The following is a 23,757-nucleotide window of genomic DNA, read 5'->3' on the forward strand; positions in this document are numbered from 1 at the left end:
AAACTATGCAAAAAGTCATTACCTCTTTTCTGTTTCTGTTGATAATGCTTTCATGCAAAAATCAAACAGGTCAAATTGAAGGGTTTCAACGTGAAAATCTTTTTAACCATGATTGGGAATTTGTTAAAGATCTTTCCCCAGAAGATGTTTTGAAGCCTTCTTCACATTCTGCCCAGGTAAAATGGGAAAAAGTAACTCTGCCTCATACTGCCAATATTGAACCTTTGGTGATTAAAGATCAGCAATGGCAGGGCAATTGTTTTTACCGGAAAGTTTTTACACTTCCCGAAACTCTTAGAGGAAAGCATATCGCCCTAAAGTTTGAAGGGGCTATGCAAGTAGCAGAGGTATTTCTAAACGGTGAAAAAATAGCTACACATTACGGAGGATATCTCCCTTTTTATGTGGTCATCAGTGACAAAATAAAGTACGACAGGGAAAATATTTTGGTTGTTAAGTTGAACAATGAAAACAATCCTCAGGTTCCGCCCGGAAAGCCTATAGAAAATCTGGATTTTAACTGGTATAGCGGATTATATCGTAACGTATGGCTCATTGTTAAAGAACCGATACATATATCTGATCCCATAGGTGCCGATCGGGTTGCGGCAGGTGGTATTTTAGTTCGTTATCCGGAAGTAACGAAAGAACAGGCAACTGTCTGGGTGCAGACAGATGTAAATAACGAGACTAATCAGTCGGTTTCAACCAGGATTGAAGTGGAACTGTTCGACGAAAATGGCAACAAGGTAGCCGAACAAAGCTCAAAAGGACAAAAAATCGGGGCAGAAACCAATAGGCTTTTTATTGTATCATTGAAAGTGAAGAATCCCCAATTATGGTCACCTGATTTTCCTCATCTGTACCAACTTAGGGTATCACTGTTTCAAGGAAATAAAGAGTTGGATCGTGTGACAGAAAAAATTGGGATAAGAACCGTTCGTTGGGAGGCCGGTCAATTCTATCTTAATGGCGAACCATTATTTTTGAGAGGGACCAATCGACATCAGGAATACCCCTATATTGGCTATGCATTGTCTGACAATGCCAATTATCGGGATGCCTATAAGATAAAGCAGGCGGGTTTCAATTTTGTGCGGTTGTCGCACTATCCTCAATCCAAATCTTTTATGAGGGCCTGTGATGAGTTGGGGTTACTTACCATGAATGCCATCCCAGGCTGGCAGTTTTTTGGCGATGAGACGTTTCAGGAAAATGCCATCAAGGATGTTCGTAACATGGTTCGTCGTGACCGCAATCATCCATCTGTTGCAGTATGGGAAGCATCGTTAAACGAATCCGGCATGTCACGGGAATTTATGCTACGAGCACATAATGCTGTGCATGAGGAATTGCCGGGCGATGATGTTTATACTTGCGGATGGATTGATGATGTTTATGATGTATTTATTCCGGCCAGGCAGCATAGCAAACCTCCCCACTACTGGAATCGGTATAAAAAGAATAAACCTCTCTTTATTGCTGAGTATGGCGATTGGGAATATTACGCTCAAAATGCCGGATTTAATCAAAAAGCCTTTAAGGACCTTACCCCTGAAGAAAGGAACTCACGTCAGCTTCGGGGTTACGGACAAAAACGTTTGGCACAGCAGGCCCGTAATTACCAGGAAGCTCACAACAGCAATCTTCAAGGACCTGCTTGTGGCGATGCAAACTGGCTTATGTTTGATTATAATCGCGGATACGCACCTGATATCGAAGCATCAGGTATTATGGATATCTTTCGATTACCCAAATTTGCCTATTATTTTTATAAGAGTCAGGCGGATATTAAGCCCCATGTAAGCGAAGAATTTTACAAGCCTTTTATTGAAATCGCCAACTATTATAATGATCCCTCTTTTACCGAGGTGAAGGTATACAGTAACTGCGAAGAAGTGGAACTGTTCGTGAACGGGCGGTCGGTAGGCAGACAAAAGCCCGACCGTGATCGCATGAGTACCCACTTGAATCATCCACCCTTTACGTTTCATTTAAAGGCTTTTGAACCAGGGGAATTGACTGCCAAAGGATATGTCAATAATCAGGAAGTAACTTCTGTTACTCGCCGAACGCCCGGAGAGGCCGCCAAACTGAATGTTTGGATCGATGAAAGCGGGAAACCATTGGAAAAAGGGGTGAATGATGTGGTGTTTGTATATGCTTCCATCGTAGATGATGCCGGGACTATAGTTCCCGATGCAACTCAAAGTGTCGTATTCAATGTTGAAGGTGATGCCGAACTCATAGGAACTAATCCTATAAATGCTGAGGCCGGTATTGCAACTGTATTGCTTAAAGCCGGAGACATTGGAGGTATTCTAAAACTTTCTGCTCGTACTAATGGACTGAAAACCGGGTATATTGAAGTTACCGTTGATTGATTCATATAAAGGTATAAATGCATCAACTTATTTGATAAGTAGATTAAAATTCAAAAAACCAAATAGAATTCCTATGAGAAAGAAAATAACAAAAATGATGTCGCCGGGTATTTTAATTCTGCTTTGGTGTGTAACCACCATGGTCAATGCCCAGCAATTAACCGTTGAAGGAACGGTACGGGATGCAAAAACAGGAGAAACGATACCCGGGGCAACCGTTCTTATTCAAGGAACGACTCAGGGGACCGTAACCGATGTGAACGGGTCATTTATTCTTAACTTAAATGAATCGGATGTATTGAGAATTTCCTACATCGGATACAAAACGCTTGAAGTGCCGGTTAACGGACAAAGAAAACTTGTATTGGAACTGGAGCCCGATGTAATCAGCTTTGATGAGGTGGTTGTCATTGGATACGGTCAGCAGCGTAAGGGTGATCTAACCGGATCAGTGGCAAATGTCAATAGCAAAGATTTTAAAAAAGGGATCATCAGTACGCCCGAACAGTTAATTAACGGAAAGGTTTCAGGGGTACAGATCATGTCGAACAGTGGCTCACCCACCTCGGGAAGCACTATTAGAATCAGAGGGGGAGCTTCTCTTAATGCCAGTAACGATCCTCTGATTGTTTTGGATGGTGTTCCGCTTGAACCGGGAGGAATTAGTGGTAATAGCGGAAATTTTCTAAGCCTGATTAATCCTAATGATATAGAAAGTATGACGGTTTTGAAAGATGCATCCTCTACGGCGATTTATGGGTCACGAGCCTCAAACGGCGTTATTCTTATAACGACCAAAAAGGGATCGCAAGGGGCGTTGCAGATCAATGCCAGCACCACCCATTCATTGCAGGTTAAAACCAAACTGGCAGATATGCTTTCTACCGAAGAGTTTCGTAACGTCGTCGAAACGCAGGGTTCTGTTGCTCAGAAAGCACTATTAGGTGATTATAATACCGATTGGAACGATGAAATCTTTAAGATCGCTTACGGGACCGACAATAACTTCAGTATGTCGGGGACTTTTAAAGATATTCCATTCCGTTTTTCCACCGGTTATTTTAATCAGGACGGAATATTAAAGACTGATAATGTTAAGAGAATGACTGGAAACCTGTCGGTTTCTCCCTCTTTTTTCGATGAAAATTTGAAGCTTTCTGTTGGTATAAAGGGATCCTTGAACAAAAACAGATTTGCAAATACCGATGCCATATGGGGCGGAGCTACCTATAATCCAACAATCCCTGTTTATTCGGGGGAAAATGATTTTGGCGGATACAATGAAGCCATAGACAATAATGGTATCCCTGTTACTAGTGCCGTTCTAAATCCGGTGGGATTATTAAAACAGAATGAGTCAACAAGCAGGGTTAGCCGGATTATTGGGAATTTTGATATGGATTATATTATGCCATTCCTTCCCGAGCTAAAATTTCATGCTACTCTGGGCTATGATTATGCACAGGGAGAGGGTAAAGTATATGTTCCGGAAACGGCCGCACAATTCTACCTTTCAAATGGACGTGATTATGAGTATGGTCCTGAGAAAAAAGAAAACAGATTATTGACCACTTATCTGAACTACAATAAAGATCTGGAATCCATAAACAGCACCTTGGATGTTACTGCAGGATACGATTATCAATACTGGAAGAGTACAACTCCCTACTATGAAGAACTGAATGTTTTAGGGGAGGTGCAAAATTCTTCTGCAGCCACAGATCAAAGGCATGCATTAATCTCTTATTATGGCCGGATTAATTATTCATTGGCAACAAAGTATATGTTAACTGCCACCATTCGCCGTGACGGAACATCCCGTTTCAGTGATGCCCAACGGTGGGGAACATTTCCCTCGGTAGCGTTGGCCTGGCGACTTTCGGAAGAACCATTCCTTAGCAATCTTGATATCCTTTCCAATTTAAAGCTTCGGGGTAGTTATGGAGTTACCGGGCAGCAGGAAGGTATTGGAAACTATAATTATATTCCGGTATATACCATCAGTCAAACGGGTGCACAATATATTTTTGGTTCGGATATCATTAATACCTATCGTCCTGAAGCCTATGTTGCCGATTTGAAATGGGAAACTACCAAAGCATGGAATTATGGGCTTGATTTTGGTTTCTTCAATAATCGTTTCTCAGGATCCGTAGATTATTATACCCGTCAAACCGAAGACCTGCTGGCAACAGTACCATCACCTGCCGGAACCAACTTTGACAAAAACATTCTTACCAATGTTGGTAATGTGGATAGTGAAGGGCTCGAAGTCTCTTTTAATGCAATTCCTGTCGCTAATAATGACTGGACATGGGAAGTAAGTTTTAATGCGGCATGGCAGAAACAGAAAATTAAAAATCTTTCTCTTTCAGAGGATGCTGAAATCACCAATACTTCAGTTGGACCAACCATTGACAGCTATTATTTTCAGGTGCTGACAGAAGGCTATGAACCTTACATGTTTTACGTTTATCATCAATTGTATGATGAAAGTGGAAAGCCAATTGAAGGTGCTTTCGCCGATGTTAATAATGACGGACTCATCAATTCCAAAGATTTGTATCGTTACCATTCCCCAACACCTGATTATATTCTGGGATTTAGCACTTCAATTCGTTATAAAGATTGGACCTTAAGCACAAATCTTCGAGCCAATATCGGGAATTATGTCTATAACGGAATGGCCATGAATACCGGCGCTTTTGGAACCATGTCCTATAATGCCTATCAGCTCAATAACCTTCATTCAAGCTATCTGGAAACAGGATTTCAGAGCAGACAATACCTCTCGGACTATTATGTCGAGAATGCCTCCTTCCTGAAAATGGACAACCTGGTTTTAGACTATAATTTGGGTGAGATATTCCCGGGATTTGCGGTTAATGCTTCTGCTATGGTTCAAAATGTTTTTACCATCACAGAGTACACAGGAGTCGATCCTGAAGTCCCTAATGGGATGGATCTCTCTTTTTATCCGCGTCCAAGGATATTTTCTTTAAGTCTTGGTTTGCAGTTTTAACCGAATAAAAAGAATTTAAAATGAGAAAGTTAATTTATATTATACTGGGAATAATATTTGGCGGAGTAGTTGGTTGTACCGATGACCTGGATCAATATCCAAAGATTCAGGAGACATCCCAATCAGTTTATTCCGATCCCGACAACTATGTTTCGGCTCTGGCTAAATGTTACGCTTCTTTTGTTACAGCCGGACAAGAAAAGGGGGGTGGTAACCCTGATTTGGTTAGTAATAATGGTTACGACTATATGCGTTGTTATTTTAATATGCAAGAGGCCGGAACCGATGAAATTGGTTCTACCTGGATTGAGGGTGATAATACCGCAGATCTCACGTTCCTGACCTGGGATGCCAATGACCCATGGGTAGCCGATATGTACTATCGCTCTTATTATACCATTTCGCTGTGTAATGAATTCCTGAAGAATTCTACCGATGAGAAAATAGCAGGATTCACCGAACAAGAACAGACGGAGATAAAAACGTACCGAGCCGAAGCACGATTTTTAAGGGCTTTGGCTTATTATCATGCGCTTGACCTCTTTGGCGATATTCCTTTTGCGAATGAAGAATATATCGGCAGTTCCAAACTACCTGAACAATGGGAAGCATCAGAGATATTTGACTTTATTGAAACCGAGTTAATTGAGTGTAGTCAAAATATGCTTAGTGCCGAAAATGCCGTTTATGGGAGAGCCCCAAGAGCAGCTGCATGGATGTTGCTGGCACGTCTATACCTGAATGCTGAAACCTATAATGCAGGTGAACATTATGAGGAATGTATGACCTACTGTCAGAAAGTGTTGGATGAAGGCTATGCTCTGGAAGCGGATTATGCCAAATTATTCAATGCAGACAACCACAAGCGGGTAGGTATTGGAAATGAAATTATCTTCCCTTTGGTAGTAGATAGCCGATATGTGGTATCCTGGGGAGCTACCACCTACCTGGTTTGTGGTGAAGTAGATACCGATTATGGTCCCCCGGCCGATAGCGTAGGCTGTGCCAGTGCATGGAGTATGTTTCGTATCAGGGGAGAAGTGCCGGCTTTGTTCGATATGGAAAATGATGACCGTGCCATGTTTTATACCGAAGGACAAAATCAATATATGGATGGGGGGGTTGATGATCGAACAGGTGGTTATTTTGTGTTGAAGTGGAGTAATCTGACCGACGACGGTGCCGTTGCCTCTAACACTAATAACGATGGCGTTGACACTGATTTCCCATTGTTCCGCCTGGCCGATGCTTATCTGATGTATGCCGAGGCGGCCGTGCGTTCGGGTAACGATATCGATGGAGCGCTTCAATATGTGAATGAATTGCGAAGACATCGTAATGCCGCCGAAGTTACAGAAAGTGAAATAACGGCTACCGTGGATGGCATACCCTTTAAGTTCTTTCTCGACGAAAGAGCTCGTGAATTGTACTGGGAAGGGGTTAGACGTACCGACCTCATTCGGTTCGACGCATTTACCACCGATAAATACATCTGGCAATGGAAGGGAGGAATAAAAGACGGTAAGGCCGTCGATGATAAATATAATCGTTATCCTATCCCGGCAACTGAGTTGTCGGCAAATCCCAATTTGTCCAATCAAAACTATTAAATCGATAGATCTATGAAGAGTATCAAGCAATATATGATCATTTTTATGGCTGTGCTGGCCCTTTCATCCTGTGAAAAAGATGGGGATATGATCATCCTTAAGGGACATGAAGCATCAGAACTGACAGCATCCGAAACTTCGGTTGTTCTTTCCAAAGATAATGATGATGAACCTGTTCTCTCCTTGAGTTGGTCGGGCAGTACCCTCTCAGTAACCGATGAATCCATGGGTGTTCCGTCCGGTGTTCCGGTATTCAGGCTGCAGGCTTCTGCTTCCGAAGATTTCCAATCTATTGTTGAACTAGAGCCCGACTTCTCATACTATACCTTTAGCGGAGCAAAACTCAATACCTGGGCGAAGGATGCCGGTTTGGAACCCGATGTTGCGTCACCTCTTTATTTTAGAGTACAGTCTCAGCTTGGCGAAAACATAGCCCCTATATTCAGCAATGTGGTTTCGGTGAATGTTACCCCCTATGTGATTGATATGTCACAACTTTTCTTAATTAGCACCGATAAGAGCGATACTTTGGGCATATTATATTCTCAGGACTGGAATGGTGAGTATAGTGGTTTTGTCCAGGCTACTTCGTGGATGAATTTCTATTTTCTGGAAGGAGATGATACCCTATGGGGTAACGACTCGGATCCGGGAACGGCCTTTGAATTGTCCAATGATGAAGCAACTATGTGGAATTGCTGGTTCCCAGGGAATGGTGGTGCATACTTTGTTACCATGAGTACCAACGAGTTTACCTGGAGTGCCACCTGGTTGCCCGAGATAGTGGCAACAGGTGATTTGGAAGAAAACGATACCCTCTCTTACTATAAATCGTTTGATCAGTGGGCCGGATTAATTGATCCTTCAACCGAAAACGCGCAAATCACTTTGTATTGCGATGGCTTGTTCTACAACGTTTCAACCGGTACCAATGATGTCGATGCCATTGCCACAACGTTGTACTTTGCCGATGCAGGTAGCGGTCTGTTGGCTATCGCCGAATCCCCGGGAACCTTTACAATTCCTACTGCTGAAACCCATACTTTAATACTGGATTTCAGCGACCCGACGCAATGGACCTTTAGTCTTACTGAGGGCAATCATCTGCCTCAGGAAGAGGAAGAAATTCCCTATCTCTATTTACCAGGATCTAAGGATGGTGAAACAGGTGGAGGATGGACCTTCGACAATTACATCCCTCAGGTCAACGATACTCTCTATGCCGGAGTGGTTTATGTGAACTCACAGTGGGGGTTCCAGATGTTTACTGCGGCCGACTGGGGCGCTGACTATTATACCATGGGTGAAACAGAAGGTTCATTGGTGAAAAACGGTGATGGAAATATTCCTGCACCGGAACCGGGTTTCTTCCTGATAACAGCCGATTTAAAGAACCTTACTTATTCATTGATTCCCTTAGGAGATGAAATATACCTTTCCGGCCTTAATGATGTTTGGGATTTTAATACTTCCATACCCAAAACCGGAGATGGGGTCTATTCCGGATCCATTGTCGTCACAACACCCTCCACTTACGGATTCCGAATTTATCCTGAGGTAGATAACTGGAATGATTATTTTGGGGGGGCAGATGGAAGTCTCTATTTTCTGGGAAGTAGTTTAACCGACGATTCGCAGGTCGGAACTTATACCCTCACCATCGATCTAATCAATATGACCTACCAGATGACCTTGAATTGAGGTATGGTTGACTTACAGTAAGAATTGTAGTGTGTTTCTCAAACAATAACCCCTGGCATCCCATTCATTTTGCCAGGGGTTTTATAATTTTCTAAAAAATTATTCTCATGCGAACTAAACTTTTTTTATTGATTTTGCTTTGGAATTGTTTCACTCTTTTTTCTCTCCTTGCTCAAAATAATAGCCACGCCTTTGTGGATGGGGAAGGTATATTGCGATGGAGTAACGACAGTTCGGAAATCCATGGCTTCGGTATCAATTATACCGTCCCCTTTGCGCATTCTTTTCGGATGGCCATGCGGATGGGGATTTCGCATGAAGAAGCGATCAGACAGGATGTTTATCACTTTGCCCGCCTGGACATGGACCTTTTTAGGGTGCATGTGTGGGATACCGAAATTTCTGATTCCGTTGGCAATCTTTTGGAGAATGAGCATCTACGTCTCTTTGATTTTGCCGTAAAGGAGATGAAAAAACGGGGTATGAAATTTATTATCACCCCGATTGCTTTTTGGGGTAATGGCTGGCCGGAGCCAGATGAGGAGACCCCCGGTTTTTCCCACCGGTACGGAAAAGCAGCCTGTTTAACCGATCCGGATGCCATAATGGCTCAGCAACGTTATCTGAAACAATTTCTTAACCATGTGAATCCCTATACCGGATTGGCTTATAAAGAGGATCCTGACGTAATTGCCTTCGAAATATCCAATGAGCCTCATCATCATCAACCTAAGAAGGAGGTTCGGGAATACATAAATAAAATGGTGCAGGCCATGAGATATACTGGCACACAAAAACCGATTTTCTATAACATGAGCCACAGTATCCATTTGGTGGATGCCTATCTGGAAGCCGATATTCAGGGCGGAACATTCCAGTGGTATCCTTCCGGGTTGGTGGCCGGCCATGCACTACGGGGAAACTTTCTTCCTTATGTTGATAAATATGTTATTCCTTTTGCCGGACATCCCGGATTTAAAAACAAGGCCAAAATAATTTACGAATTTGATCCTGCCGATGTGTCCGGTAATTATATCTATCCTGCAATGGCGAGAACCTTTAGGGAGGCGGGGTTTCAACTGGCCACTCAGTTTGCTTACGACGCCATGTTTTTGGCACCTTATAACACCAACTACGGAACCCATTTTATGAGCTTGCCTTATGCTCCACAAAAGGCCATTAGTCTGAAAATTGCTTCAGCCGTATTTCATGAAGTGCCTATGAAGAAGGATTTTGGCAGCTATCCCGAAAACACGCGATTTGAAGGCTTCAGGGTCAATTATGAAAAGGATCTGGCGGAATATTTGTCGGAAACCCGTTTCTTCTATTCCAACCACACCCGTTCCGAACCTCCTGCGCCGGAACATCTGAAGGAAATTGCAGGTTTTGGATGCTCTCCTCTGGTGAAGTATTCGGGGACGGGCGCCTATTTTCTTGATAAATTGGGGAATGGCATTTGGCGACTCGAGGTAATGCCAGATGCTTACTGGTTGGACGACCCTTATTCTCCGGTTAGCCCTAATCATCAAAAAGCTGCGGTAAATCATTCCTTACATGAGATGCAAATTATACTTCCCGATTTGGGAGAAAACTTTTCGGCTCAAAAAATTGCACCTTCCGCCAATAATGAATTAAAATGCGTCAACGGTAAATTGATGGTTTCACCGGGTGTATTCATCCTTCAAGCATGGGGTGCAAAGAGGAAGATTAATCCAACCGACTCCTACAAAAACATTCTTATCAATGAATATGTGGCGCCTGATACCAATTTAGATACAATCGTCATTAAAAACCTGACGCCACCCAGGGCAATAGTTGCTGATTCTGCATACATATCCTTTAAAATCATTGCCTCACAATTGCCTAAGCAAGTAAAGGTTTTTATTAAACGTCACAGGCGTACCATCGAGATATCGGCTTTTAAAACAGGAAGCAACACTTATCAGGCCATGTTACCGGCAGAGTTGACCCAGGCGGGAAGAGTGGACTATTTTATTTCAATAAAAACGGAAGAAAACCGTTGGTTGACATACCCTTCGAACTTGGAGGGGAAACCGGATGACTGGGATTTTGTTGCGAAAAAAAACTTTCATATAGATTTTTTGCCAGCCACAACCCCGATTCTTCTTTGGAAAGCCGAGAATCATTGGCCTAGAACCCTATCCGACGGAGTGGGGAATGTTGATCTGAAACCCTCGTTCAACGGCGATTATCTCCTATACCAAATTTCATTGCCTGAAACGAGGGAATTTGATGGATTGCCGCTTCATACTTTGAGATATTATTTCGGCAACGACATTAAGGGCTTAAGGACTCTTCTTAATGAAAAAGGTTATTTGATGGTTGAAGGACAGAACTTAGGAGACGATCAACCCGAATTGGAAATTGCGTTGGTCACAAGCGACGGCTCTGTTAGAAGTAAAGTGATAAAATTGAATCGTTCAGATCAGAAATACAAAATCCCCCTTCAAACTATGCAGCCCGGAAAATTTGTTCTGATACCTCGTGCCTTTCCTTCTTTTCTTCCCTATTATGTAAATATAAATGAGCAGGTGCCATTTGATATTCATAATATTGAAATTGTAAGGATCTCTCTTTTAAATAATGAGTCTACAAATCTGCAATTTGGATTGCATAAGATATGGTTGGAGTAGTTTTGAACAAAACAATCTTTTTTTAGTTCTTTTGAAGAAATCTAAAAAATTAAAGGTTATGAAAACAATAATCAAAAAAGACAAAGATTTGGCAGCATTGATATTGCGGATTGGATTTGGATTCTTTATAGCTTTTGGTCATGGCTTAGGTAAATTGCAAATGCTTTTGTCGGGGAATATCCAGTTTCCTGCACTTTTCGGCATTAGTCCAACAGTTAACCTGGTATTGGCAACACTGGCTGAATTTGTGGCCGGAATAATGGTGCTTATCGGGTTTAAAACTCGATTGGCTACTATTCCTTTAATGATTACCATGGCTACAGCTGTTTTCATTGTTCATTTGAGTGATCCGTTATTTGCCGGCAGTGGCGGTGCCAGTAAAGAATTTGCCTTTTTATACCTTTTAGGTTTTGCCGCTATATTTTTCCTTGGATCAGGAAAGTATTCGGTTGATGCAATTGGGGGACGACGTAGATAAGTGGTTGAATTAATTAAAAATAAATGTTTTAATTCTTGGTGGTAAAATGAATACCACGAATAATTTGGCCTTGGAAATACAGTTATTAATAGGTTAAATTAATGAATTATAAGCCTTGAGGCTAAATGCATGTCGATTAAGAAATAGGTTATTCGGAGAAATTCCGGATGACCTATTTTGTTATTGTTTTAATTTGTATATTATTTGTTAATAATGCTCTAAAGAGATTTTTTGGGTGAAGGAAAGATGTTTTGAATTTTTGACCTACTAATTCGATTGAGTCTAAGAGGTTATAACACTATAGTCTTTTTGGTGAATCCAATTAAAAAAAGATATCTTTGCCCGCTGAAATTATTAAAAGTTACTTCGTTTTGGTGCAGAAAAAAAACATATACTTTGCGTCAGATGTGCATTTGGGAGCACCGACCATAAAAGATTATCGCCAACACGAAAAGCGATTTGTAAGATGGCTCGACCAAATTAAAGAAGATGCTGATGAAATCTACCTTCTGGGTGATATTTTTGATTTTTGGTTTGAGTATAGACACGTTATACCTAAAGGTCAAACGCGTTTTTTAGGAAAGCTATGTGAATTGACCGATGCCGGGATATCAGTTCATTTTTTTACCGGCAACCATGATATTTGGGTTTTTGATTATCTGCCTCGGGAAATGGGAGTTGTGGTTCATACTGAACCCTATGTTACGACTCTTCACAATAAAAAATTCTATATGGCTCATGGTGATGGTTTAACACCTGATGAGAAAAGTTATAAACGTTTGAAAGCGGTTTTTACTAATCGCATGGCTCAACGATTGTTTCGGTGGTTACATCCCGACCTGGGGGTTGCTTTGGCGCGTTTTTGGTCACGTAAAAGCAGAGAGCGTAACCAACATTCTGAATTGGCCAAATTCCAGGGCGAGGAAAATGAATGGTTAATAAAATTCTCTAAAGAGATACTTAAGCAGGAACATTTTGACTTTTTTGTTTTCGGACATCGTCATGTGGCCATTGATCTCCCAATAGGAAACCATAGTCGAGTTTGTTATTTAGGTGACTGGGTTCGCTTATTTACTTATGCCGTGTGGGACGGAAAAACTTTTGAGTTAAAGCATTTCAAAAATTAAAAAACAGCTTATCAATTATGGGTGGTTCAAAATTGTATGCAGTAATAAAGGGGTCAGGAAGCTATGTGCCTCCTATTTCATTACCCAATAGTGCATTTGTGGACAGGAATTTTTTGAATGCAGATGGCACCAAGATAGAAACTCCTGGAAATGAAATAGTGATAAAGTTTGAACAAATTACCGACATTTCAGAGCGTCGATTGGCTGACGAGCAGCATGTTGCCTCTGATTTGGGGACATTTGCCGCTGAAGCAGCTCTAGAAAATGCCAATTACGACCGCGAAAAATTGGATTATATTATTGTCGCCCATAACCTGGGCGATATGGAAAGCGGGACTCTCTATCCTGATATTATGCCAACTCTCGCTTCTCGAATTAAGCAAAAACTTGGCATAAAAAATCCTCGAACTATTGCCTATGATATTACTTTTGGTTGTCCGGGTTGGACTCAGGCAATGATTCAAGCTAATTACTATTTGAAATCGGGAGATGCGCGCAGTGCATTGGTAATTGGTACCGATACTCTGAGCAGAGCGATGGATCCTCATGATCGAGATTCATTAATTTTCGGTGATGGAGCAGGCGCGGTTGTACTCGAGGCTGTAGAAAGTGATGAACCTATTGGTTTGTTGAAACATGTGGCGCGAACTGATACCGAAGAACATTTAAACCTCCTGAAAATGGGGGAATCTTATAATCCTGAACTAAAAAGGGGACCTAAGTATGTAAAGATGCTGGGCCGAAAGGTATATAATTATGGTCTTACCTATGTTCCTCTTGTTGCCAAGGAGTGTCTTGAAGTAAATAACTTGCATCTGAAAGATGTGAGCAAAATATTGATTCATCAGGCCAATGCCAAAATGGATGAAGCTATCCTGAAAAGAATTTTTAGATTATATGGCGAAAAAAATGTCGACTATAGTATTATGCCGATGACAATTCGCTCGTTTGGCAACAGCAGTGTGGCAACGGTACCAACACTTTATGATTTAGTTGTAAAAGGAAAATTAGAAGGACATTCATTGAATTCGGGGGACTATGTGATGATGACTTCCGTGGGAGCTGGGATGAATATCAATGCCTTTATGTATCGAATGCCTTAATTTATGTTTTGTTAATCAGGGCTTCAGCCACTTTTAAATCAAAAGGAGTGGTGATCTTGATATTTTCAAGATTACCCTCCACCAAAAAGATTGGGAAACCTGCTGCTTCAACTACTGATGCATCGTCGGTAAATGCATCGTTATAATTTAATTCATAAGCTTTGCAAATAATAGAACTTTTGAATACCTGAGGAGTCTGAACTAATCTGTAGTCAGAACGTTTTAGTCCAACGCTGGCTATGCCATTTTTTTCTATTTTTCTTAATGATTCTGATACGTTAATCACAGGAATTGCAGCTCCTTTTTCATCTGCAGCAGAAAAGCAGCGTTCTATAGTTTCTTGAGAAACAAAAGGGCGTACTCCGTCGTGAATTGCAATCAACTGTGAATCTCCAATATGTTGCAAACCATTTTTTACACTATGAAAACGGGTTTCACCACCAGCAACAAGGATATGTTTTTGAGTGAAATCATAGTTACGACATAAGGATTCCCAATAAGAAAACTGATTTTGAGGCAGCACTAATATTACCTTGAGGCTGTTATTCCAACTGAGAAACTTTTCTATGGTATGCATTAAAATAGGTCGTTGACCTATGGGTATAAATTGCTTAGGAATATCGGCGCCCATTCGAAGGCCTTGTCCGCCCGCTACAATAATAACACATTCTCCCCCCGGCATTTTATGAAGTTTTAATATTTGGACAAGGCATTTCTCAAATCTTCAAATCGAGCTTCATAATCTTTTATCGATAAACGAATCACTTCACGGGCTTCTTCTGCGTTATACACATGCGTTATCTCTGATTCCCTATTCATGCCCGGCATGTCTTTATATGTAAGGAAATAATGTTTTAATCGGCGAGTAACTAGTTCCGGTAAATCCGAAATATCTGTAAAATTGCCATATACCACATCCCCTTTCAAGACTGAAATTATTTTATCGTCCGCGGCTGTGCCATCAATCATTCGCAATCCTCCAATTGGAATTGCTTCAGCAATGATATCCCCATGGGTGATATCTTTTTCGGTAAGAACACAAATGTCCAGGGGATCACCGTCGCCTTTGATTTCTTTTTTTCCGGTTTTTTCAGCACAAAAACCACCAACTAAATCACCGCAATAAGTTTGAGGAATGAAACCATAAAGGGCCGGAACAACGTTTGAATATTTTTGAGGACGGTCAATCCTTAAATATCCACTTACTTTGTCAATTTCGTATTTAATAGTATCTGTAGGCACCACTTCTATAAAGCAGTTGACTATATCGGGTGCTTTATCTCCAATATCCACACCATGCCATGGATGTGATTTATATCTTAATCCCATAAGTCTTCCTATTGGATCCATTAAGCTGTTTGCAGACATAATGCGATCTTTTGTTTTTTTGGTCATAGTTTATAGCTAAGAACAGTTTATATGTTTAAAAAATTTTATTTGTGTGAAATTTAATTTTTAAAAAGATGCAAAGTTAATAAAAAGAGTTTTACCCACCCCACGAAGCCCTGTCGAGGTTCCTATATTGTACAGCCTCTGCTACGTGATGGGCTTCAATGTTTTGAGCTCCTTCCAGGTCGGCAATGGTACGTGACACCTTCAGTATACGATCATAAGCTCTAGCTGAGAGGTCAAGTTTTTCCATGGCATTTTTTAATATAGCCTGTCCGTTTTTGTCGGGAGTGGCATATTTGGCTAAGAGACGACTATTCATTTGTGCATTGCAATAAACATTTTTTATTTTTTTGAACCGTTCGGTTTGAATAGCCCTGGCTTTGATGACCCGTTCTCTGATGGCATGGCTGGTTTCAGTTGGCTGCTGGTTAGTCAGCTTGTCAAAGGGTACGGGAACTACTTCGATGTGAATGTCAATTCTGTCGAGCAGAGGTCCGGAGATACGACTCAGATATTTCTGGACCACACCGGGACTACAGACACATTTTTTTTCGGGATGGTTATAATAACCACAAGGGCAGGGATTCATGCTGGCTACCAGCATAAAACTGGCGGGATAATTAACGCTGAAACGTGCGCGGGAAATAGAGATGGTGCGATCTTCCAAAGGTTGACGCATTACTTCGAGGACGCTACGCTTGAATTCTGGTAATTCATCCAGAAAAAGTACCCCGTTATGAGCCAGCGAAATTTCACCGGGCTGTGGATACGAGCCTCCACCCACTAAAGCTACGTCCGATACAGAATGATGTGGAGAACGGAAAGGCCTGCGAGTAAGGAGTGAAATATGTCCACCCAATTTTCCGGCTACAGAGTGTATTTTGGTTGTTTCGAGGGCTTCGTCAAGCGAAAGCGGTGGCAAGATGGTTGGTAATCGTTTGGCTAACATTGATTTTCCGGCTCCTGGAGGACCAACCATCAATACATTATGTCCTCCTGCGGCTGCCACTTCCAGGGCTCTTTTAACGGTATCCTGCCCTTTTACATCGGCAAAGTCGATATCACTACGAGCTTGCTCTCTGAGAAATTCTGCATTAGTATCTACCACTTCTGCATGAAGAGGATTATTACCTGTAAGAAAATCCACCACTTCATTGAATGAATCTACACCATAAACTTCGAGTCCTTTAACCACCGCGGCTTCACGTGCATTGGCACGTGGTACTATGAAGCCTTTAAAACCGTCGGCCTTGGCTTTAATGGCTATAGGTAAGGCGCCTTTAATGGGATGTACCGAGCCATCGAGCGATAGTTCTCCCATCATCATATATTCACCTATACGAGAAGATTTGATCTGTTCATCGGCTGCCAGAATGCCCACGGCAATTGGTAAATCATAGGCAGATCCTTCTTTCCGGGTGTCGGCAGGCGCCATGTTGACCACTATCCGCTTCCCCGGCCATTTGAAGCCCGTCTCTTTAAATACCGATTCAATACGCTGTTGACTTTCTTTTACTGCATTATCGGGCAATCCGACCAAAAAAAACTTGATGCCTCGGGTAACATTTACTTCGATGGTTATGGTTATGGCATCGATACCTGTTACAGCAGCTCCGAAAGTTTTTATTAGCATGGTTAAGTTTTTGAACAGAAAGTTAAATAAAAAAATCTGACTAATAAAGTTTGTCTTTTTGATTTTCGTATATGTGCTTATTTGGTTTGAAACCAAAATATGAAAATAATTTAAACAAGTACAATGGGTTAGAGGTTTAATAGGTGTAAAGTATAGTTTTTTAGGGATAAAACGAGCATGACCAAACGGATTTGCTACAACAAGAACAGGTATAAAATATATTTAGGCAGAAGTACTCAGACCGAAGGTAGAAGAAGTTTCTAGTGGTTAGTCAACAGTCATTAGTGATTAGTGTTGATTGCCTAATGCTAATGTCTGTTTTTAAGAGCCGGTATTTCAGGGGAATAACTAATTTTTATACGAAAAAAGAGAAGTGGGTTTTTACTTTATGATTATTGGTCCGTTAAAAAGGGAAATAGGATTATTGACTTTTGTACTTATGATGGCCATTAGAGGAATAAATCACTAAAGAATTATTGTTATTTATTATTTTTGTATCTTTTATGGAACTAAAGACCATTTTATGAGATTGATATTTTTCAAAATACCAAGTCATCGGAGGTTTGATTATGATCCGATTTATTACGATCCGGCAAAGGAGAAGAGGGAAGAGCGGGAGCGTCGGATTCGGAAAGAGTTGGGTCTATCTAAGGAAGAAGGGCAAGAAAACAGAGCCTATGCTGAAAGAATCAGAGGCGGCATGCGCCGTCGGATAAAGTCTCATTTTGAAGTTACCAGAAGTGAGCGGAAAAAATCCAATTTACGCTTGATTATTATCCTTATACTATTAATAGCTTTGTTTTATTATTTGATGGATTCGGCTTATCAATGGTATGAGCAATTTTTCATGTAAACTTTTTCTTTGCCGTTGATTTTAGGAGATTCTCGCAAGGTTTGAGTGAAAAAACAAAATCAGAGAAGAAAATTCCATGTCAGATATTATCCAATTACTTCCCGATTCGGTTGCTAATCAGATAGCTGCAGGTGAAGTTATTCAACGACCAGCTTCTGTAGTAAAAGAGTTGGTAGAGAATGCCGTAGATGCCGGCAGCACTGAAATTCAAGTTATTATTAAGGATGCAGGACGTACGTTAATTCAGATTATTGATAACGGTTGCGGGATGTCTGAAACCGATGCCCGTTTGGCCTTTGAGCGGCATGCCACGTCAAAAATAAAGGAGGCTGAAGATCTGTTTTCCATTCGTACAATGGGTTTTCGAGGTGAAGCACTGGCTTCTATTGCCGCGGTGGCTCAGGTAGAGCTAAAAACACGACTTCATGGCGAAGAGTTGGGTACCAAAATAGAAATTGCCGGGTCGAAGGTTGAATCACAAGAGCAGGTGACTTGTGCCCCTGGCAGTAATTTTATGGTTAAAAACTTGTTTTTCAATGTGCCGGCCCGACGACGGTTTTTGAAAACCAATGCGACTGAATTGCGACATATTGTCAATGAGTTTCAGAGAATTGCCCTGGCTCACCCTTCTATCGCTTTTTCTTTGGTTCATAATGAACAGACAATCTTTAACCTTCCTCCTTCCAATTTACGTCAGCGCATCCTGGGGGTTATTGGAACACATGCCAATTCCATGCTTTTGCCGGTTGAGACCGATACTTCCATTGTTAAAATTAAAGGTTATGTAGGGAAACCCCGTTCCGCCAGAAAAACTATGGGTGACCAATATTTTTTTGTAAATAACAGGTATATGCGCAGCCCCTATTTTCATAAAGCGGTGATGGTTGCCTATGAAAATTTGGTGCCTGCAGAACATTGTCCACCATATTTTTTGTATTTTGAGGTTGATCCTCAAATTATTGATGTGAATATTCACCCTACAAAAACCGAAATAAAATTTGAGGATGAGCGGGCAGTTTGGAAAATTGTTGTTGCAGCCGTGCGGGAAGCTCTCGGAAAATTTAATATGGTTCCTTCAATAGATTTTTATGACGCTGCTGAGGTTCAAATACCTTCTGTTCAGAAAGAAGGTCCGGTAACTGAACCTACGGTTCATATTAATCCTGAATATAACCCTTTTAACACCAAGGTGAGGGGTAATCCGGACAATCATGCCCCCCAAATTCCATCTGACTGGCAGTCGCTTTATGAAGGTTTTGAATCTGGTGCTGGTAACAAAGATGATTCAACTTCCGATACGTTGATTCTGCCATCTAAAGAAAATGGTGATGAGGACCGTGAGTATGATGACTCTGAAGAGGTTAGCCTGGGTGAAAATATGGACGCCGGAGCCCTCTATTTTCAGGTAAAGAATAAATATATAATTACTTCTGTGAAGTCAGGAATAATGATAATTGACCAGAGAAGGGCTCATGAACGTATATTGTATGAGGGGTTTATAAAAAATATTCGGTCTGAGGCATCTGTTTCTCAACATTCACTTTTCCCGGAAGAACTAACTTTTAGTGAAGAAGATGCTATATTGCTCAGAGAAATATTGGATGAATTGCGGATTTTTGGTTTTGAACTAAAAGAAACGAAAGAGCGAACCTTTGCTATCTTAGGCCAGCCCTCATTGTTAAGAAATATTGATGCGTCAAAAGTTATTGATGCATTGCTTGCTGCTTTTAAAAGCGGTGAAGTGGACCCGCAGCAGGAAGTTAAGGAAAATATAGCGCTTGTTATGGCCAAAAATGCTTGTATGCCGCCGGGCGAGGTATTAACACAGGTCGAAATGGCGGAATTAATCAATAATTTGTTTCTTTGTAATTCGCCCAATTATACTCCCGATGGGAAACCGGTTTTTACTATTGTCGATAATGAAGAGCTGGAAAAACGGTTTTGTTGAGGTAATAGATGCTTGAAATGTGGCATTCAAATTGTTTAAATGCTACCATTTAATATTGTTAATGTATACGGAAAAAGAAAATGAATTTAGGAACCTCTTCTTTTGGCGGCATGACTCCCGCTGTTAAGAATCTGATAATTATCAATGTGATATTTTATCTGGCCAGCTTGGTATTTTTTAGTACGTTTGGCCTTGCTATTGAAGATTACCTGGGGCTTCATCTTCCCACCGCGGATGCTTTCAATCCGTTTCAGTTGGTGACCTACATGTTTCTGCATGCTTATTATTCGCCAAACGAAGGCATCATTTTCTTTCATCTTTTTTTTAATATGTTTGCCTTATTTATGTTTGGCCGAATGCTTGAAATGGTGTGGGGTACCAAACGGTTCCTGATATACTATTTTGTGACAGGTATTGGTGCTGCCGTGGTGCATGTTTTTACGCAATATTTGGAAGTGGTGCCCATGACCAACGCCATTACTCATTATCTTAATAATGCTTCGCCTGATGCATTAAAGGCTTTTTTGGACGAGCACCTTCAGCCCATGACTTATGAAATGAAATATAATTTCAATCAGTTTGTGGAAAGCTATAATCAATTAATTGGGACGGATCCCGATCGTGCAATTGCTCTTTCAAAAGATTATTTGGTTCAATATCGACATGACTATCTTAACAGTTTTGTGACCGTGGGTGCATCGGGTGCTGTTTTTGGCATACTGCTGGCTTTTGGCATGATGTTCCCAAATACTCAACTGATGCTTTTGTTCCCACCTATTCCCATACGAGCCAAGTATTTTGTGATAATTTACGGGTTAATAGAGTTATTTATGGGTATTCGTAATTTTTCTATGGACAATGTGGCCCATTGGGCTCATCTGGGTGGCATGTTATTTGGGTTTATTCTTATCAAATACTGGAAAAATCGAGGAATTTATTATTAATATTTGGATATGAGCATCTGGAATGAGATAAAGGCTTCTTATAGGGAGGGAAACATCCTGACCAAACTCATCTATGTAAATGTTGGCCTGTTTGTGGTCATAAAGTTGTTACAACTTATGCTTCTGCTTTTTGGCGCTGGTTCAACTTTTGCCAATGTTGTTGTGAGTTGGCTTTCCGTTCCTTCAAATCCTCTTTCCCTCTTGTTACGTCCATGGACTCTTCTGACTTATATGTTTTTACATTACGATTTTTTTCATTTGCTGTTCAACGTGCTTTATCTCTATTGGTTTGGTCGGTTGTTTGTTGATTTGATTGATGGAGGGAAATTATTAACGATTTATATTTTAGGCGGCATTGGTGGTGCTTTGGTTTTCCTTCTGGCATTTAATTTTTTGCCTGCGTTTTATCCCGGCGGTGGGGGTTCCATTCTGTTGGGAGCTTCGGCATCGGTGATGGCTATTTTATTTGCTGTAGCCAGAGTCAATCCTAATTTTGTTGTTTATGTGTTTTTGATTGGACCGGTAAAACTGAAATATTTGGCATTGGTAGCCTTTCTGATTGATTTGGTAAGTATCCCAGGGATGGCCAATGCCGGCGGTCATCTTGCTCATATTGGCGGGGCTCTTGTAGGACTATATTACGGTTGGAAATTATCTGAAGGAAAAATTAAAGGGAATTACTTTGACAGACTGGCCTCTCAGGTGGGCGGCCTATTCAGAAAGCGTTCACATATGCAAGTAACTTACCGGCGGCCACTTTCCGATATGGAATATAATGCTCAAAAAATTAGGCGACAAAAGGAATTGGATCGTATCTTGGAAAAAATTAAAAATAGCGGTTACGACAGTTTATCGAAAGAGGAGAAAGAAACTTTATTTAAAGCCAGTAAAGAGAATTAAATCGAAGTCCTTTGAAACGATTATTTAAATCCATATCATTTTTTATAACGCTCGTCTCTGCGATTTTGCTTTTGGTTTCGGTGGTACCGGTGTATCTCAGTCCGGGTAAAATATATATATTGGCACTGCTGGGGTTTTTGTTTCCGGCCTTGTGGCTTTTTAACCTTTTGATATTAGGTGTTCATGTTGTCCGAAAAAGTTTTTATTTTTTTATTCCCTTGTTGGTCTTGGTATTAACATGGAATCATTGGGAAAATGTATTTCAGGTAAAAGGAAAGTCTCTTTCGCAAGAGAATCAAAATACCATTAAGGTAATGACCTTTAATGTGCGGATGTTTGATTTTTATCGGTTTTCTCAATTACCTGATATGCCTTTTTTATTTTATGATTTTATCGGGAAAGCCAATCCCGATATTTTATGTGTACAGGAATTTTTTACATCGAAAAGGAAAGATGGGTATGATCCAAATTTTGTGAGGGTTCGTTTAGGACAATTTGACTATGCCCATGTGGAGTATAGAGACTATTCCGGGCAAAACATCGGATACGGTATTGCTACATTTTCTAAGTATCCTATTATTAATAAGGGAAAGCTTAATTTTAGTGAGAGTAAAAACATGGCTATTTTTTCCGATATTAATATTGACGGGAAGGTGGTCAGAGTTTTTAATAATCATCTGGAATCCATAGGTTTTCAAAGTCAAGATTTTAATGTAATTGACAGCTTGACGATTGAGCTAGGTCCCCGGCAAAAAGATGGATTAAAAGAAATTGTGCGTAAAATGGTAAGAGCGTTTAAGCAGCGTTCATCCCAGGCCGAACGAATTTCCAATCATGTAACTAATTCCCCGTACCCGGTGATTGTTTGCGGCGACTTTAACGATACCCCTATTTCTTACGTATACCGAAAAATGAGAGGAAATTTAAAGGATGCTTTTCGGGAATCGGGCACCGGATTTGGAGGAACTTATAATGGACGGCTTCCTTCATTAAGAATTGACTATATATTTCACGATCAGGAATTTGAATCATATGGATTTGAAAAATATAGAATTGATTTTTCGGACCATTTTCCTATTTCAACGTTATTGATTTTAGACCCAAAGAAATAGAAGCCCTGCTTATTAATTTTTTTAATGTGCCGGAAAAGTCTTTCCTATTTCATTGTTAAATAGATAATTGAATTATTCTCAACAATAACAATAAATTAAAATGCAACAATATAAAGAGCTTTTAAAAAGGGTGTTAGATGAAGGTGTCCGAAAGACCGATCGTACCGGAACCGGCACCATTAGTGTTTTTGGCCATCAGATGCGCTTTGACTTGCAACAGGGTTTTCCTTTGCTTACTACCAAAAAATTACATCTTAAATCCATCATTTATGAACTTTTGTGGTTTATAAAGGGCGGCACCAATGTTAAATATTTACAGGACAATGGTGTTCGCATCTGGAACGCTTGGGCAGATGAAAAGGGTAATCTGGGACCCATTTATGGCTATCAATGGCGATCGTGGCCCGATTATCATGGCGGGTATATAGATCAGTTGCAGCAAGTTATTGATTCAATACGGACCAATCCTGATTCCAGACGTCATATTGTTAGTGCATGGAATGTTGGGCAGCTGGATGAAATGCGCCTCCCACCTTGTCATATTCTTTTCCAGTTTTATGTGGCCAATGGAAAGTTAAGTTGTCAGCTTTATCAACGCAGTGCAGATATTTTCCTGGGGGTTCCGTTTAACATTGCTTCTTATGCCCTTTTAACCATGATGGTTGCTCAGGTTACTGAACTTCAGCCCGGAGAATTTATTCATACCTTAGGGGATGCTCATATATATCTAAATCATATTGAGCAGGTTAAGCTTCAGCTGACCCGCTCACCAAGACCTTTGCCTACGATGACCCTTAATTCAAACGTGAAAAATATCGATGAGTTCGATTTTGATGATTTCACGCTCAGTAATTATAACCCACATCCGCATATAAAAGGAGAAATTTCTGTTTAGT

General features: G+C 40.8%; 17 protein-coding genes. 14 read left to right on the top strand and 3 right to left on the bottom strand.

Annotated features, from left to right (window positions below; genetic code table 11):
* Positions 1-5 precede the first annotated feature (5 nt).
* The 8 genes from BM130_RS10465 (at position 6) to BM130_RS10500 (ending at position 14,079) form a co-directional block, all read left to right on the top strand.
* Positions 6-2,384: a glycoside hydrolase family 2 protein gene (locus tag BM130_RS10465; protein ID WP_010527603.1), complete on the top strand. Its 2,379-nt coding sequence runs from the start codon at positions 6-8 to the stop codon at positions 2,382-2,384.
* A gap of 73 nt (positions 2,385-2,457) precedes the next feature.
* Positions 2,458-5,406, top strand: a complete 2,949-nt coding sequence (locus BM130_RS10470; protein WP_029626595.1) for a SusC/RagA family TonB-linked outer membrane protein — start codon at positions 2,458-2,460, stop codon at positions 5,404-5,406.
* 20 nt (positions 5,407-5,426) lie between these two features.
* Positions 5,427-7,016, top strand: coding sequence for a RagB/SusD family nutrient uptake outer membrane protein (locus tag BM130_RS10475; protein WP_010527601.1), 1,590 nt, complete (start codon positions 5,427-5,429; stop codon positions 7,014-7,016).
* 12 nt (positions 7,017-7,028) lie between these two features.
* The gene (locus BM130_RS10480) at positions 7,029-8,717 is read left to right on the top strand and encodes a DUF8037 domain-containing protein (protein WP_010527600.1); all 1,689 of its coding nucleotides are present in this window, start codon (positions 7,029-7,031) and stop codon (positions 8,715-8,717) included.
* A gap of 107 nt (positions 8,718-8,824) precedes the next feature.
* Entirely contained in the window at positions 8,825-11,371 is a 2,547-nt protein-coding gene (locus tag BM130_RS10485; protein ID WP_010527599.1) for a cellulase family glycosylhydrolase, read from the top strand.
* Positions 11,372-11,429: 58 nt separating this feature from the next.
* Positions 11,430-11,849: a DoxX family protein gene (locus BM130_RS10490; RefSeq protein ID WP_010527598.1), complete on the top strand. Its 420-nt coding sequence runs from the start codon at positions 11,430-11,432 to the stop codon at positions 11,847-11,849.
* A gap of 338 nt (positions 11,850-12,187) precedes the next feature.
* The gene (locus BM130_RS10495; RefSeq protein WP_010527597.1) at positions 12,188-12,976 is read left to right on the top strand and encodes a UDP-2,3-diacylglucosamine diphosphatase; all 789 of its coding nucleotides are present in this window, start codon (positions 12,188-12,190) and stop codon (positions 12,974-12,976) included.
* A 17-nt stretch (positions 12,977-12,993) separates the two neighbouring features.
* Positions 12,994-14,079 (top strand): 3-oxoacyl-ACP synthase III family protein, encoded by a 1,086-nt coding sequence (locus BM130_RS10500; RefSeq protein ID WP_010527596.1) that lies wholly within the window; start codon positions 12,994-12,996, stop codon positions 14,077-14,079.
* Position 14,080: 1 nt separating this feature from the next.
* Here the strand turns inward: BM130_RS10500 and BM130_RS10505 are convergent, their stop codons facing one another.
* The 3 genes from BM130_RS10505 to BM130_RS10515 all read right to left on the bottom strand — a co-directional run bounded on the left by BM130_RS10505 (position 14,081) and on the right by BM130_RS10515 (position 17,104).
* Positions 14,081-14,761, bottom strand: coding sequence for a 2-C-methyl-D-erythritol 4-phosphate cytidylyltransferase (locus BM130_RS10505; protein ID WP_010527595.1), 681 nt, complete (start codon positions 14,759-14,761; stop codon positions 14,081-14,083).
* Positions 14,762-14,772: 11 nt separating this feature from the next.
* Positions 14,773-15,447 (bottom strand): inorganic pyrophosphatase, encoded by a 675-nt coding sequence (locus tag BM130_RS10510; protein ID WP_029626593.1) that lies wholly within the window; start codon positions 15,445-15,447, stop codon positions 14,773-14,775.
* 118 nt (positions 15,448-15,565) lie between these two features.
* Positions 15,566-17,104 (bottom strand): YifB family Mg chelatase-like AAA ATPase, encoded by a 1,539-nt coding sequence (locus BM130_RS10515; RefSeq protein WP_010527593.1) that lies wholly within the window; start codon positions 17,102-17,104, stop codon positions 15,566-15,568.
* A 523-nt stretch (positions 17,105-17,627) separates the two neighbouring features.
* On the opposite strand from BM130_RS10515, the gene BM130_RS10520 reads away from it, so the two are divergent.
* From BM130_RS10520 to BM130_RS10545, 6 genes are all read left to right on the top strand, one after another.
* Positions 17,628-17,957 (top strand): hypothetical protein, encoded by a 330-nt coding sequence (locus BM130_RS10520; protein WP_010527592.1) that lies wholly within the window; start codon positions 17,628-17,630, stop codon positions 17,955-17,957.
* Positions 17,958-18,033: 76 nt separating this feature from the next.
* Positions 18,034-19,905, top strand: coding sequence for a DNA mismatch repair endonuclease MutL (mutL, locus tag BM130_RS10525; RefSeq protein WP_010527591.1), 1,872 nt, complete (start codon positions 18,034-18,036; stop codon positions 19,903-19,905).
* Between the two features lie 80 nt (positions 19,906-19,985).
* Positions 19,986-20,849, top strand: a complete 864-nt coding sequence (locus tag BM130_RS10530; RefSeq protein WP_010527590.1) for a rhomboid family intramembrane serine protease — start codon at positions 19,986-19,988, stop codon at positions 20,847-20,849.
* A gap of 9 nt (positions 20,850-20,858) precedes the next feature.
* A complete protein-coding gene (locus BM130_RS10535; RefSeq protein WP_010527589.1) occupies positions 20,859-21,749 on the top strand; it encodes a rhomboid family protein in 891 nt (296 codons plus the stop codon).
* Positions 21,750-21,760: 11 nt separating this feature from the next.
* Complete coding sequence (locus BM130_RS10540) at positions 21,761-22,861, top strand: endonuclease/exonuclease/phosphatase family protein (RefSeq protein ID WP_044138662.1); 1,101 nt, start codon at positions 21,761-21,763, stop codon at positions 22,859-22,861.
* Between the two features lie 100 nt (positions 22,862-22,961).
* Positions 22,962-23,756: a thymidylate synthase gene (locus BM130_RS10545; protein ID WP_010527587.1), complete on the top strand. Its 795-nt coding sequence runs from the start codon at positions 22,962-22,964 to the stop codon at positions 23,754-23,756.
* Position 23,757: the final 1 nt, after the last annotated feature.

Origin of the sequence: Thermophagus xiamenensis (assembly GCF_900112795.1) — a bacterium.
GTDB classification, from domain to species: domain Bacteria; phylum Bacteroidota; class Bacteroidia; order Bacteroidales; family Marinilabiliaceae; genus Thermophagus; species Thermophagus xiamenensis.